This is a genomic window from Allobosea sp. (assembly GCF_036675845.1).
In the GTDB taxonomy this organism is placed as follows: Bacteria; Pseudomonadota; Alphaproteobacteria; order Rhizobiales; family Beijerinckiaceae; genus Allobosea.
The window spans coordinates 1-14,077 of sequence record NZ_JAKFED010000057.1; the positions used below are offsets into that span (position 1 = coordinate 1).

At 66.4% G+C, this 14,077-nt stretch carries 10 protein-coding genes and 3 tRNA genes; 8 read left to right on the top strand and 5 right to left on the bottom strand.

Going from position 1 to position 14,077, the window contains the following annotated elements; genetic code table 11:
- Positions 1-327: 327 nt before the first annotated feature.
- The 5 genes from V6M56_RS06245 to lon all read left to right on the top strand — a co-directional run bounded on the left by V6M56_RS06245 (position 328) and on the right by lon (position 6,992).
- Positions 328-412: transfer RNA gene (locus V6M56_RS06245), tRNA-Leu, on the top strand.
- Between the two features lie 85 nt (positions 413-497).
- Complete coding sequence (gene tig / locus V6M56_RS06250; protein WP_332682178.1) at positions 498-1,919, top strand: trigger factor; 1,422 nt, start codon at positions 498-500, stop codon at positions 1,917-1,919.
- A gap of 148 nt (positions 1,920-2,067) precedes the next feature.
- A complete protein-coding gene (locus tag V6M56_RS06255) occupies positions 2,068-2,688 on the top strand; it encodes an ATP-dependent Clp protease proteolytic subunit (RefSeq protein ID WP_332682268.1) in 621 nt (206 codons plus the stop codon).
- A 269-nt stretch (positions 2,689-2,957) separates the two neighbouring features.
- On the top strand, positions 2,958-4,226 hold the full coding sequence (clpX, locus tag V6M56_RS06260; RefSeq protein ID WP_332682180.1) for an ATP-dependent Clp protease ATP-binding subunit ClpX: 1,269 nt from the start codon (positions 2,958-2,960) through the stop codon (positions 4,224-4,226).
- Positions 4,227-4,562: 336 nt separating this feature from the next.
- Positions 4,563-6,992: an endopeptidase La gene (gene lon / locus V6M56_RS06265; protein ID WP_332682182.1), complete on the top strand. Its 2,430-nt coding sequence runs from the start codon at positions 4,563-4,565 to the stop codon at positions 6,990-6,992.
- Positions 6,993-7,240: 248 nt separating this feature from the next.
- Here the strand turns inward: lon and V6M56_RS06270 are convergent, their stop codons facing one another.
- The 5 genes from V6M56_RS06270 to V6M56_RS06290 form a co-directional block, all read right to left on the bottom strand.
- Positions 7,241-7,621, bottom strand: a complete 381-nt coding sequence (locus V6M56_RS06270) for a thiol-disulfide oxidoreductase DCC family protein (RefSeq protein ID WP_332682183.1) — start codon at positions 7,619-7,621, stop codon at positions 7,241-7,243.
- 237 nt (positions 7,622-7,858) lie between these two features.
- Positions 7,859-7,935 (bottom strand) — tRNA-Asp (locus tag V6M56_RS06275).
- Positions 7,936-8,307: 372 nt separating this feature from the next.
- Positions 8,308-8,383, bottom strand: a tRNA-Val gene (locus tag V6M56_RS06280).
- A gap of 119 nt (positions 8,384-8,502) precedes the next feature.
- The gene (locus tag V6M56_RS06285) at positions 8,503-11,211 is read right to left on the bottom strand and encodes a response regulator (RefSeq protein ID WP_332682184.1); all 2,709 of its coding nucleotides are present in this window, start codon (positions 11,209-11,211) and stop codon (positions 8,503-8,505) included.
- An 87-nt stretch (positions 11,212-11,298) separates the two neighbouring features.
- Positions 11,299-11,898, bottom strand: a complete 600-nt coding sequence (locus V6M56_RS06290; RefSeq protein WP_332682186.1) for a YcbK family protein — start codon at positions 11,896-11,898, stop codon at positions 11,299-11,301.
- A 407-nt stretch (positions 11,899-12,305) separates the two neighbouring features.
- On the opposite strand from V6M56_RS06290, the gene V6M56_RS06295 reads away from it, so the two are divergent.
- The 3 genes from V6M56_RS06295 (at position 12,306) to V6M56_RS06305 (ending at position 14,075) form a co-directional block, all read left to right on the top strand.
- Positions 12,306-12,671, top strand: a complete 366-nt coding sequence (locus V6M56_RS06295; RefSeq protein WP_332682269.1) for an NADH-quinone oxidoreductase subunit A — start codon at positions 12,306-12,308, stop codon at positions 12,669-12,671.
- 79 nt (positions 12,672-12,750) lie between these two features.
- Positions 12,751-13,329 carry a NuoB/complex I 20 kDa subunit family protein gene (locus V6M56_RS06300; RefSeq protein ID WP_332682188.1) on the top strand — a complete coding sequence of 193 codons (579 nt, stop codon included), beginning with the start codon at positions 12,751-12,753 and terminating at the stop codon, positions 13,327-13,329.
- A gap of 140 nt (positions 13,330-13,469) precedes the next feature.
- Positions 13,470-14,075 carry an NADH-quinone oxidoreductase subunit C gene (locus V6M56_RS06305; protein ID WP_332682189.1) on the top strand — a complete coding sequence of 202 codons (606 nt, stop codon included), beginning with the start codon at positions 13,470-13,472 and terminating at the stop codon, positions 14,073-14,075.
- Positions 14,076-14,077: the final 2 nt, after the last annotated feature.

The following is a 14,077-nucleotide window of genomic DNA, read 5'->3' on the forward strand; positions in this document are numbered from 1 at the left end:
GCGAGCCGCCGGCTCCATTGCCGGAGCGGCGGTGGCCATCGCGGTTTGCGCGCCGGCCGGCGCCGCGACGGCGAGCGCGGCCAGGCCGGCGATGCCGGCGAGCGCCTCGCGGCGATTCGGTCTGGCCTCTGCGCCGGGCGCGGGGAGTTCGGTTTTCATGGCAAAGCGACATAGCGCGGGCCGCCAGCGCTGGCGAGAGCACCCTGTGGGCGATAACCTTCGCAGAACCGTCGCATTTTTTTGCTGCATCCTCCGTCCGAAATGCGTATAGCACCGCGGCCCAATGATAGCGGCGCTGCGTTTGCTCGCACGCGGCGCATCGGGTCGGCGGGCGTGGCGGAACTGGTAGACGCAGCGGATTTAGGTTCCGCCGGCGCAAGTCGTGGGGGTTCGAGTCCCTCCGCCCGCACCAGGATTCGGATTTCGCGAGCGCGGCGGCGGTCACCCGGCGTCGCGCTTTGGACATTGAAGTAACGAGCTGTTGGCGGATCAGAACGATGAACGTGACCGAAACCCTGTCCCAGGGCCTCAAGCGCGAGTTCCAGGTGGTGCTGAACGCCGCCGACCTCAAGACGAGGCTCGATGACGAGCTGCAGAACCTGCAGGGCAAGGCCAAGATCAACGGCTTCCGCCCCGGCAAGGTCCCGGTCGGCCATCTGCGCCGGCTCTATGGCCGCTCGGTCATGGCCGATGTCGTCCAGAACGCCGTCAACGAGGCCAACCAGAAGATCGTCGCCGATAACGGCCTGAAGCTCGCCTTCGAGCCGCAGATCAAGTTCCCCGAGAACAAGGACGAGATCGAGGCCGCGATGGAAGCCAAGGGCGACCTCGCCTTCACGGTCGCCCTCGAGGTGCTGCCGAAGATCGAGCTCGCCGACCTCTCGGACGTGGCGCTGGTCAAGCCGGTCGCCGAGACCCCCGAGGCCGATGTCGACGCCGCTCTCGAGCGCATGGCCGGCCAGAACCGCCCCTTCGCCAGCAAGGGCGACGACGCCGTCGCCGCCAAGGGCGACCGCCTGCTGATCTCCTTCACCGGCACGCTCGAGGGCAAGCCCTTCGACGGCGGCACCGGCTCAGGCATCCCGCTCGATCTCGGTGCCGGCCAGTTCATCCCCGGCTTCGAGGACCAGCTCGAGGGCGCCAAGAAGGGCGAGCAGCGCACCGTCTCGGTGACCTTCCCCGAGAACTACACCGCCACCCATCTCGCCGGTAAGCCGGCCGAGTTCGCCGTCACCGTCGACGACGTGCAGGCGCCGGGCGAGCTCAAGATCGACGACGAGCTCGCCAAGGGCTTCGGCATGGAGTCGCTCGACGCGCTGAAGGCGGCGATCCGCGAGCAGCTCGGCCGCGAGCTCGGCACCCAGTCGCGCCGCAAGCTGAAGAAGAGCCTGCTCGACGCGCTCGACACCAAATACGCCTTCGAGCTGCCCCCGACCCTGGTCGACCAGGAGTTCGGCAGCGTCTGGAGCCAGGTCGAGGCCGACATGAAGGACGCGAAGAAGAGCTTCGCCGACGAGGACACCACCGAGGACGAGGCCCGCGCCGAGTACCGCAAGATCGCCGAGCGCCGCGTCCGGCTCGGCCTGGTGCTGGCCGAGATCGGCGAGCAGGCCAAGATCCAGATCGCCGATGACGAAGTGACGCAGGCGCTGATCGAGCGCGCCCGCCAGTTCCCCGGCCAGGAGAAGGAAGTCTGGGAGTTCTACCGCAAGAACCCGCAGGCGCTCGCCGAGATCCGCGCCCCGATCTTCGAGGAGAAGGTCGTCGACCATCTGCTCGGCCAGGTGAAAATCGAGGACAAGACGGTCTCCCGCGAGGAGCTCTATGCCGACGACGAGGCGGAAGGCGAGGCGAAGGCCAAGCCGGCCAAGGCCAAGAAGGCCAAGAAGGCCGCCGCCAGCGACGAGGCCTCGGCCTGAGCCGGGCTGGAAACCACGTTTTGATTTCGACGCCGCGCGGCTTCGGCCGGGCGGCGTTTCCCTTTGCAGGCGGGACCGGCATGCTTATGTGGGGCTCTTCGCCGATAGCGGCTGATTCCCGCCCCCTGCACCTCGAGGACTAGCCATGATGCGCGACCCAATCGAGACCTACAACAATCTCGTCCCGATGGTGGTCGAGCAGTCGAGCCGCGGCGAGCGCGCCTTCGACATCTATTCGCGCCTGCTGCGTGAGCGGATCATCTTCCTCACCGGCCCGGTCGAGGACTATTCCGCCTCGCTGATCGTGGCGCAGCTGCTCTTCCTCGAGGCCGAGAACCCCAAGAAGGAAATCTCCTTCTATATCAACTCGCCCGGCGGCGTGGTCACCTCCGGCCTGTCGATCTACGACACCATGCAGTTCATCCGCTGCCCGGTGACGACGCTCTGCGTCGGCCAGGCCGCCTCGATGGGCTCGCTCCTGCTCACCGCCGGCGCCAAGGACATGCGCTTTGCGCTGCCGAACGCCCGGATCATGGTGCACCAGCCCTCGGGCGGCTTCCAGGGCCAGGTCACCGACATCCTCATCCATGCCCGCGAGGTCGAGAGCCTGAAGCGGCGCCTGAACGAGATCTATGTCCGGCACACCGGCCGCTCCTATGAGGATATCGAGGGGGCGCTGGAGCGCGACAATTTCATGACCTCCGAGCAGGCGCGCGATTTCGGCCTGATCGACAAGGTCATCGACAGGCGGCCGGAAGAGGTCGCCTGAACGATCCCGTCCTTCCGGCGCGCCAAGGGTTGGCGTGCCGTGCAGGAGGGGCCATATTGCCTATCACTAGGCCTCATGTTTGCATGAGGGAATCGGAAGGGCGCATAGGGCGCTTGAGCGGTCCGGTTTTGGGTCAGTTTCGTCGCCGCCTGCGCCAGAGCGACGCGTTAACCTAATAATCGTGATCTGAGCGGCTACTATGACGGAGAGACGACATCGGCTTGCCGTTATTCGGTGGCTGGCTTCGTCTCCCGAGATGGAGATCGACAATGAGTAAGGTCAGCAGCGGCGATTCGAAGAGCACGCTCTACTGCTCCTTCTGCGGCAAGAGCCAGCACGAGGTCCGCAAGCTGATTGCGGGTCCGACCGTGTTCATCTGCGACGAATGCGTCGAGCTCTGCATGGACATCATCCGTGAGGAATCGAAGTCCGCGCTCGTCAAGTCGAAGGACGGCGTGCCGACTCCGCGCGAGATTCGCAAGGTGCTGGACGACTACGTCATCGGCCAGGACCACGCCAAGAAGGTGCTCTCGGTCGCTGTCCACAACCATTACAAGCGGCTTTCGCACGCCTCGAAGCACAATGACGTCGAGCTCGCCAAGTCGAACATCCTGCTGATCGGGCCGACCGGCTCGGGCAAGACGCTGCTCGCGCAGACGCTCGCCCGCATCCTCGACGTGCCCTTCACCATGGCCGATGCGACGACGCTGACCGAGGCCGGCTATGTCGGCGAGGATGTCGAGAACATCATCCTGAAGCTGCTCCAGGCCTCCGACTACAATGTCGAGCGGGCCCAGCGCGGCATCGTCTACATCGACGAGATCGACAAGATCAGCCGCAAGTCGGACAACCCCTCGATCACCCGCGACGTCTCGGGCGAGGGTGTCCAGCAGGCGCTGCTCAAGATCATGGAAGGCACCGTCGCCTCCGTGCCGCCGCAGGGCGGGCGCAAGCATCCGCAGCAGGAGTTCCTGCAGGTCGACACCACCAACATCCTGTTCATCTGCGGCGGCGCCTTCGCCGGGCTGGACAAGATCATCTCCAGCCGCGGCAAGGGCACCTCGATCGGCTTCGGCGCGACCGTGAAGGCGCCCGACGACCGCCGCACCGGCGCGATCTTCCGCGAGGTCGAGCCCGAGGATCTGCTCAAGTTCGGGCTGATCCCGGAGTTCGTCGGCCGTCTGCCCGTGCTGGCGACGCTGGAGGACCTCGACGAGGCGGCGCTCAAGACCATCCTGACCGAACCGAAGAACGCGCTGGTCAAGCAGTATCAGCGCCTGTTCGAGATGGAGGACACCGAGCTGACCTTCACCGAGGAGGCGGTCAGCCTGATCGCGCGCAAGGCGATCGAGCGCAAGACCGGCGCGCGCGGCCTGCGCTCGATCATGGAAGGCATCCTGCTCGAGACCATGTACGAGCTGCCCGGGCTGGAAGGCGTCGAGCAGATCGTCATCGGGCCGGAGGCCGTCGAGACCAAGTCGCGTCCTCTGTTCATCTACTCGGACAGGGAAGAAGAGGCCAAGTCGGCCTCGGCCTGAAATGACACCCGGCTGCGCCGGTTTGAGACGCGCGCCGCATGGCGCGCGTTTTGCTTTGTCGAGGCGGCGGGCGCGCTGCTCGTGAATTGCTTCAGCCACCTGCCGGGATCACGCTCTCGTGTCCGGGCATGCGGCGGAAGCTGCGGTGGACTTCGCCGGAGCGTCGCTTGAAAGCCGGCGGGGAAGCATCCACCTTAGCATCACCTGCGAGACTCGCGTGCCTGTTGAGGGCGCGATTCGCAGGGGCGGTTGGCGCGAATGGTCGCGCCGGCGCGGCACGTCCGGTTCGGTCGCCCATCCAGGGGATCGGTCGGGCGAAAACTTGAAGGACAAGACATGACTGGCTCGACGCCCCGCGTTCCGCTCGTCCCCGGCACGACCGGCACCTATCCGGTTCTGCCGCTGCGCGACATCGTCGTTTTCCCGCACATGATCGTGCCGCTCTTCGTCGGCCGCGAGAAATCCATTCGCGCGCTCGAGGAGGTGGTCAAGAACGACGGACTGATCCTGCTCGCCACTCAGAAGAATGCCGGCGACGACGATCCGGAGACCAAGGATATCTACGAGATCGGCACGCTCGCCCGCGTGCTGCAGCTGCTGAAGCTCCCCGACTCCACCGTCAAGGTGCTGGTCGAGGGCGTCGGCCGCGCCAAGGCGCTGGCCTACAGCGCCGATGACAGCTTCTACCAAGCCGAGGCGGTCGCGCTCGAAGAGGAGTCCGGCAAGAAGGTCGAGGTCGAGGCGCTCGGCCGTTCGGTGATCAGCGAGTTCGAGAGCTATGTGAAGCTCAACAAGAAGATCTCGCCCGAGATCGTCGCTGCCGTGTCGCAGATCGACGAGCCGGCCAAGCTCGCCGACACCGTCGCCTCGCATCTCGCGGTGAAGATCGCCGACCGCCAGGCCGTGCTCGAGGTGATGAACGTCGCGCACCGGCTGGAAAAGGTGCTCTCGCTGATGGAGAGCGAGATGTCGGTGCTCCAGGTCGAGAAGCGCATCCGCTCGCGCGTCAAGCGCCAGATGGAGAAGACCCAGCGCGAGTACTACCTCAACGAGCAGATGAAGGCGATCCAGAAGGAGCTCGGCGACGGCGAGGAAGGCCGTGACGAGCTGGCCGAGCTGGAAGAGCGCATCGCCAAGACCAAGCTGACCAAGGAGGCGCGCGACAAGGCGATCGCCGAGGTCAAGAAGCTGCGCCAGATGTCGCCGATGTCGGCGGAAGCCACCGTCGTGCGCAATTATCTCGACTGGCTGCTCGGTATCCCGTGGGGCAAGAAGTCGAAGATCAAGAAGGATCTCAAGGCCGCGCAGGACATGCTCGACGACGATCACTTCGGCCTCGACAAGGTCAAGGACCGGATCGTCGAGTACCTCGCCGTGCAGCAGCGCGCCAACCGGCTCGCCGGCCCGATCCTGTGCCTCGTCGGCCCTCCGGGCGTCGGCAAGACCTCGCTCGGCAAGTCGATCGCCAAGGCGACCGGCCGTGAGTTCGTGCGCATGTCGCTCGGCGGCGTGCGTGACGAGGCCGAGATCCGCGGCCACCGCCGCACCTATATCGGCTCGATGCCCGGCAAGATCATCCAGTCTATGAAGAAGGCCAAGACGGCGAACCCGCTGATCCTGCTCGACGAGATCGACAAGATGGGCCAGGACTTCCGCGGCGATCCGTCGGCGGCCCTGCTCGAGGTGCTCGATCCGGAGCAGAACTCGGCCTTCAACGACCACTATCTCGAGGTCGACTACGATCTCTCGAACGTGATGTTCGTCACCACGGCCAACACGCTCAACATCCCGCCGGCGCTGCTGGACCGGATGGAGGTGATCCGCATCGCCGGTTACACCGAGGACGAGAAGCTCGAGATCGCACGCCGGCACCTGATCCCGGGCACGATCAAGAAGCACGGCCTGGAATCGAAGGAATGGTCGATCGACGACGAGGCCCTGATGACGCTGATCCGGCGCTATACGCGCGAGGCCGGCGTCCGCAACCTCGAGCGCGAGCTCGCCAACACCGTCCGCAAGGCGGTGAAGGAGATCGTGCTGTCGAAGAAGAAGAAGATCGCCGTCACCACCCCGGTGCTCGAGGAGTATCTCGGCCCGCCGCGCTTCCGCTATGGCGAGGCGGAGACCGAGGATCAGGTCGGCGTCGTCACTGGGCTCGCCTGGACCGAGGTCGGCGGCGAGCTGCTGACGATCGAAGGCGTGATGATGCCCGGCAAGGGCAGGATGACCGTCACCGGCAACCTGCGCGACGTGATGAAGGAATCGATCTCGGCGGCGGCTTCTTACGTCCGCTCCCGCGCCATCGATTTCGGCGTCGAGCCGCCGCTGTTCGACCGGCGCGACATCCACGTCCACGTTCCCGAGGGTGCGACCCCGAAGGACGGCCCGTCTGCCGGCATCGCGATGGCGACAGCCATCGTCTCCGTGCTTACCGGCATCCCGACCCGTCGCGATCTCGCCATGACCGGCGAGGTGACGCTGCGGGGCAGGGTGCTGCCGATCGGCGGCCTGAAGGAGAAGCTGCTCGCGGCGCTCCGCGGCGGCATCAAGAAGGTGCTGATCCCGGAGGACAACGCCAAGGACCTGGTCGACCTGCCGAAGTCGGTGAAGAACGGCCTCGAGATCGTCCCGGTGTCGCGCATGGACCAGGTGCTCCAGCACGCGCTGGTGCGCCAGCCGACGCCGATCGTCTGGGAAGAGGACCTGAAGGCGACGACGCCGAAGGCCGCCGAGGACGACGCCGCGACGGGCCTGGTCGCCCACTAGAGCCCGCGCCGATCAGATTGCTGTGCAATCTGATCGGATCACGCGTTCTCTATCGCTAGTTCAGAGGCGGATTTACCGATCAGGTTGATTCAACCTGATCGGATCCGGCTCTGAGGCCAGAGCATTGCAAAGAGAGGAGGCCGCCGGCTCGCGCCGGCGGCCTTTTCTTTTGGCGTGGCGAAGCGGCCGGCACGTCGCGGCCGCGCCCTGCGAAGGCCGTGCGCCTCGGCATCGAGCCGGGGCATGGCTCAGCTCGGAAACTGCCTCTTGCCGCGCAGCCGCAGTGTCAGCCGGCGGCCGGCCTTCAGGAACGGGTAGAGCAGGCGCGCCGCGGCCCGGTTGGCGAAGATCGCCCGGTTGAGCCTGCTGAAGCGGCCAGCCGGGTCTGTCAGCTTCGCAAGCACATGCACCGCCTCCGCGCCGTGATGGACCTTCCCGGCCCAGACGAAGAGCATGCCCTCGTTGAGATCGTAGCCCTGCCGTCGATAGGCGGCGATGCGAGGGTCGCCGGAGCGCGAATCGATCAGCTCGACCTTGCCCACGGCCTCGCGCAGCCGGATCAGGCGGACATAGCTCCGGCAGAAGATGCAATCGCCATCATAGACGATCAGCGCGGCGTCATCGTTCAAGGCGTCCTCGCGAGCCAGCCATTGCGCCGCGACAGAATCGGGCGGCCCACCGCCCTTGTCGAGCGGCCTTATGCGTTCCCAGGGCATCGGGAAAAAACTGGCGGCGTTGCCGCGGCAGGGCGCATGCCGCGAACGAAGGCGGCTCGCAATTCCGAATAGTGCCGGAAGGGAATCCCGGACTGGCAACGGAATCGCAGCAGCGGCCTGATGTAAGCGATTGGGAATGTTTGGAAAACGTGGCGCGGGCGACGGGGCTCGAACCCGCGACCTCCGGCGTGACAGGCCGGCACTCTAACCAACTGAGCTACGCCCGCGCGGGCGGCTGAAGGCCTCGGCCTCAGCGGGGTTGGGATTATGGCGCCCGGCCGGAAGTGTCAAGCGCCAGCGGCCACCAAATCGAAGCTTCCACAGCAGGCAGCGCGATTGGCCCTGAAGACGGCGGTTTTCCGCATCTCCGTGGGGCCGGATTCCTGGCACAGGGAGGCGGCCGCGAGAAAAGCGGGGAGGATGCCTTCGGCGGATCGCGAATCTGCCCTCGGTCCGATCGCGCGCCGGCGCAAGCCTGGGCCGGTGAGACGTTTGGAATCTGTGTTCATGGAGAATGGATGCGTCCGGCCCGGCGTCAGGCGGCATTGCTGCGGCTTGGCCAGGCTGGAGCGGCTCGCATCGGAGCGCTGCGTGAAGACTGGTGGGCGGTGACGGGCTCGAACCGCCGACCCTCTCGGTGTAAACGAGATGCTCTACCGACTGAGCTAACCGCCCCGCAGCAGCCGTTTAAGGCCTCGCCATCCAGCCTTCAAGCCTTGCCCGCCCAAAACCTTGCCTGCACAAAACCTTGCCTGCACCAAAACCCTCGTATGCGAGGTCGGCGGCGCGGAGAATCAGCCTTCGGCCGGCGCCATCGCCGTCACCGCGGCGATCGCCCGCTCCAGCGCCTCGAAGGCATAGGGCTTCTTGAGCAGCACCGTGTACGGCTCATCCTCGAAACCGGGCACCTCGCCATGACCGGTGACGAATACGACAGGCTGATCCGGCCGGATCTGCCTCGCCCGGCGCGCCAGCTCGTCGCCTCGCAGGTCGGGCAGGCCGACATCGGTCATCAGGATGTCGATGTTGCGGTTCGCCAGCAGCGCCAGCGCCTGCAGGCCGTTCTCCGCCTCGACGGTGATATGTCCGAGCTCCTGCAGCAGGTCGACAGTGTCGAGCCGGATCAGCGCCTCGTCCTCGCAGACCAGCACGGTGTAGATCGTCTGCGCCGGACCAGCCGCCTCCGGTCTGGCCGCCTCGGATTTCGGCATCTTGCCGTCACGGGCCAGTACCTGCCGGATTTTCCGCGCCAGCGCATCGTGCGCATAGGGCTTGGAGAGCAGGTTGACGCCGGCGTCGAGCCTTCCGCCATGGACGATCGAGTTCTCGGTATAGCCGGAGGTGAACAGCACGCTGAGCTGCGGCAGCCTTTCCCGAGCCTTGCGCGCGAGCTCGGCGCTCTTCAGCGGGCCGGGCATCACCACGTCGGTGAAGAGCAGGTCGATCGCGACCCCGCTCTCGACGACGACGAGCGCGCTTTGCGCATCGGGCGCCTTCAGCACGTCGTAGCCGAGCCCGTCGAGCAGGGCGATGACCGTGTCTCGCACGGCGTCGTCGTCCTCCACGACGAGGATGGTCTCGCTGCCGCCGACGACCGGCCCCGTGTCGACCTCGACGGGGATGTCCTCCGCCTGCGCCGAGCGCGGCAGATAGAGCTTCAGCGTCGTGCCCTGGCCGGGCTCGCTATAGACCTTCACATGGCCGCCCGACTGCTTGACGAAGCCGTAGACCATGGAGAGCCCGAGGCCGGTGCCCTTGCCCTCGGGCTTGGTCGAGAAAAACGGCTCGAACACCTGTTCGATCACCTCTCGGGTCATGCCGCTGCCGGTGTCGCTTACCGCGATCTGGACATATTGGCCGGCATTCACATCGGCGTGGCCCGCGGCATAGGCATCGTCGAGAAAGGCGTTCCCGGCCTCGACCGTCAGCCGGCCGCCGCCAGCCATGGCGTCGCGCGAATTGATCGCCAGGTTGAGAATGGCGTTCTCGAGGTTGGCCGGGTCGACGAGCGTGTTCCAAAGCCCGCCGGCGATGATCGTCTCGATCTCGACCGCCTCGCCGAGCGTCCGGCGCAGCAGGTCGTCCATGCCGCGGATCAGGCGACCGACATTGACGACCTTCGGCTCCAGCGGCTGGCGCCGCCCGAAGGCGAGGAGCTGCGAGGCGAGGTGGGAGCCGCGCGCGACACCGGCCATCGCCTTTTCGATGCGCGCCTGCGCCTTGTCGTTGTCGGGGATTTCGCGCGCCAGCAGCTGGAGGTTGCCACCGATGACCTGCAGCAGATTGTTGAAGTCATGGGCGACGCCGCCGGTCAGGTTGCCGATCGCCTCCATCTTCTGGGCCTGGACCAGCATGGTCTCGATCTTGGCGCGCTGCCCGATTTCCGCGGCGAGCTGGGCATTGCTCTCCGCCAGCTCGCGCGTGCGCGCAGCGACGCGCTCCTCCAGCGCCGCGCTGTCGAGGCGGATCTGCTCCGAAGCGGCCGACAGCGAATCGCGCAGCGCGACGAATTCACGCAACCGCGTCGGCGCCGTGATCGGCGCCTCCAGCCGGCCGAGCCGGCCGCTCGCCTCGGTCAGGATCGCCAGGGGGCTGCCGATCAGGCGCCATAGCCACAGAGCGATCAGGGAGGCGATGACCAGCGCCGCGAGCCCGAAGGCGACGAGGGACAGCAGCGCCGTGCTGAGCGGCTGTGCAATGATGCTCTGGTGGATGCTCGCGGCGACGAGCCAGTCTGCCAGGTCGGACCGGACATAGCCGACCAGTACCGGCTCGCCCTTCGCGCTCCGGCCCTCGAAATTGCCGCTGGGGCCGACGGCCTTCTCGAGGAAGGCCGGCACGCCCGGCTTGCCGCTATAGGCGGCATGATCTTCCGAGCGCGTGACGAACTGGCCGCGCCTGTCGCCGACTGCAACGAGCCAGTTCGCGGGAATCACCGGCTTCAGCACGTCGTGCAGTCTTTGCGTGTCGGTGCTGATATGCAGCAGGAATTCCGGTCGGCCGTCGAATTCGAGCGGGATGATCATCGTGACCAGCGGCTCGTGCGTTTGCGCTCCGATGAAAACGTTCGAAATCACCGGCTTGCGGGCCGAGATCGCCTCGCCGTCGACGTCGAACTGATAGGTCGGCAGTTGCGCGCCGAACGGGAAGCGCGTGTTGACGATCTGCTCGCCGTCGAGGCGGCGCAGGCCGATTTCGGCGCCGGCGAAATGCTTGACGAGCGTGGCTTGGCGATAGAACGCCTCAAAATTGCGGGTGCGCAGATTCTCGGATGTCGCCAGCGTCTGCAGCGTGGTCTGCCAGCCACCGAGATATCGGTCGAGGATCGAGGCTGCGGCGCTCGCGACCTCGCGCGCCTCCTGGCGGTAGCGCTCGGTCTCCGACTGCGCGAAGCGCTGGAGCAGCAGGCCGGCGAAGGCGATGCCCGGAATGACGATCACCGCGACGAGCGACAGGATGACGAGGCGGGCCGGAATGCCGCTGGCTTTGCCCGGTTTCGTCATGCCCTCTTCAGCTCCCCAGCGCTTTGTCCAAGCTGTAGCATGCCGCGCGTGGTGCGCCAGCACGCCGCGTTTCGCGCCGCGGCGTTCTCACCAGGGCCGTCTTGGCCCGGTGTCGATGTGAATTAGCCCGTTCCAGTAGACCTTGTGGCCGCCGACCTCGGGCAGGGCGCGGGCATAGTCGAGAACGATGCGCGGCCTGACGCCCGGCACCCGGAAATCCATCGCCTCGCAGCGCTTGTGATAGGAGCCGCGCCGCGCCCGCCAGGGTGGGCGCCAGGAGGAGGTCACCTTCACCGCTCCGAACTTGGCGGCGATCTTGCCGAGGACCGACTTCAGCACCGGCGGCAGGCAGACGATCGACGTCCCGGGGTCGGTCGAGATGCCCGGCCGCTCCGGCTTCTCCTCCGGGTCGAAGGCCGGCTCCTCCTCGGCCTGCCCGGGCGTGCGCTGCGGCCATTCCGGCCCCTCGTCGTCATCGGGCTGCGCCAGTGTCGGGCCCGGCACGGCGGCTCCGGGCTCCGGCTGCGCCGATACGACGATGGCCGGTTGGCCGGGGCCTGTCGCGAGGTCGAGGTCGAAGGGGCGCTCCGGGGGCAGCGGCGCACGCATGGTCTGCGCCATCGCCGGCGCCGCCAGCACGAGCAAGGCGAGCGCCAGCGCGGTCAATCCGCGGCTCAGCCGCACCATGCCGGCTCCGCCACGCAGGCAGCCGATCTCGGGGCGGGATCTTCCTCCGCAGGCGGCATCGTCATCGCTGAAAAACATCCTCCGGCGTGGCCGATCGGCCGATGGCCGCGCGAATCGTGGAGGATCCGGTGGGCGCTGACGTTAGGGGCGGTCTGCCATGATTGCGTGCGGCGCGACAACCGCCGGCTTGCGTTTCCGACGGGCGCGCTTGAAAATCCGGCGACACGACGCGAATTGCCCCCTCCCGCCGCCATGCCGCAGCTGCATGCGGCGGCGGCATGGCGCTGGGCGCTTTGTGCGACGCGGCAAACCCTTGCGTGATTCTAAAGCAGGGTCTAATCGACTGGCGAGATTGGGCGCGCAGCCGGCGCGCCGGCTTTGCGGGGTGACAGATGCAAGCTCTTCCTGTGCAGTCCCTGCTGTCCGACTACCTGCCGCTGGCGATCTTTATCGGCCTGTCGCTGGTGATCGGGCTGGCCTTGCTGATTGCGCCCTTCGCCGTCGCTTATTCCAAGCCGGACCCGGAGAAGCTCTCGGCCTATGAGTGCGGCTTCAACGCCTTCGACGACGCACGCATGAAGTTCGACGTCCGCTTCTATCTGGTCGCCATCCTTTTCATCATCTTCGACCTCGAGGTCGCCTTCCTCTTCCCCTGGGCCGTCGCTTTCGGCGGGCTCGGCTGGTTCGGCTTCTGGTCGATGATGATCTTCCTCGGCGTGCTGACCGTCGGATTCGTCTATGAATGGCGCAAGGGTGCGCTCGAATGGGATTGATCATCTTGTCGCGTGAGCCTGCCTGCGTGCCGTCGGCATTGTTGGATTCGCCGAAACCCGGAAGGTCGAACTGATGGCCATGACAGCGATCGATCGCGGTGATCCGCTCGTCGCGCCCGCGCCCAGGGGCCTGCTCGGCCCGGACGGCAAGCCGGTCGGCGCGCGCGATCCCTTCTTCACCCAGATCAACAACGAGTTGGCCGACAAGGGCTTCCTCGTCACCGCCACGGACGACCTGATCAACTGGTCGCGCACCGGCTCGCTGATGTGGATGACCTTCGGCCTCGCCTGTTGCGCGGTCGAGATGATGCAGCTCTCGATGCCGCGCTACGACGTCGAGCGCTTCGGCTTCGCCCCGCGCGCCAGTCCGCGGCAGTCGGACGTGATGATCGTCGCCGGCACGCTGACCAACAAGATGGCTCCGGCGCTGCGCAAGGTCTACGACCAGATGCCGGAGCCGCGCTACGTCATCTCGATGGGCTCCTGCGCCAATGGCGGCGGCTATTACCACTACAGCTATTCGGTGGTGCGCGGCTGCGACCGCATCGTGCCGATCGACATCTACGTGCCGGGTTGCCCGCCGACGGCGGAGGCGCTGCTTTATGGCGTGCTGCTGCTGCAGAAGAAGATCCGGCGCACCGGGACGATCGAGCGGTAGTATGTATGCGCCATGGTCGGGCTTGGCCCGACCATCTCCTGACGGAGAGGCGCGGGTTGGACGGGACAAAGCCCAATCCTGCACGAGATGGCCGGGCCAAGCCCGACCATGACGCGGGTGGGGCGACCGAAGGTGAGATGATGAGCGAAGCGCTCGTGACATTGGGCGAAGAGATCAAGGCGGCGCTGCCCGGCGCGGTCACGAAGGCGCTCGTCGCCTTCGGCGAGCTGACTGTCGAGGCGCAGGCCAGCGCCATCGTGCAGGTGCTGCGGACGCTCTATGACGATCCGCGCTTCCGCTTCGTCAATTTCACCGACATCGCCGGTGCCGACTATCCCGGTCGCGAGAAGCGCTTCGACGTCGTCTACCACCTGCTTTCCCCGCGCCATAACCAGCGCGTCCGGGTCAAGGTCCAGACCGACGAGGCGACTCCCGTCCCCTCGGTGATCGAGGTCTTCCCGGCGGCCAACTGGTACGAGCGCGAGGCCTATGATTTCTACGGCATCCTGTTTTCGGGCCATCCGGACCTGCGCCGCATCCTCACCGATTACGGTTTCGAGGGCTATCCGCTGCGCAAGGACTTCCCGCTGACGGGCTTCGTCGAGGTCCGCTATGACGACGAGCAGAAGCGCGTCGTCTACGAGCCGGTGAAGCTGAACCAGGAGTTCCGCAACTTCGACTTTCTCTCGCCCTGGGAAGGGACGGAATACGTCCTGCCGGGCGACGAGAAGGCCAAGGCGGGCTGAGC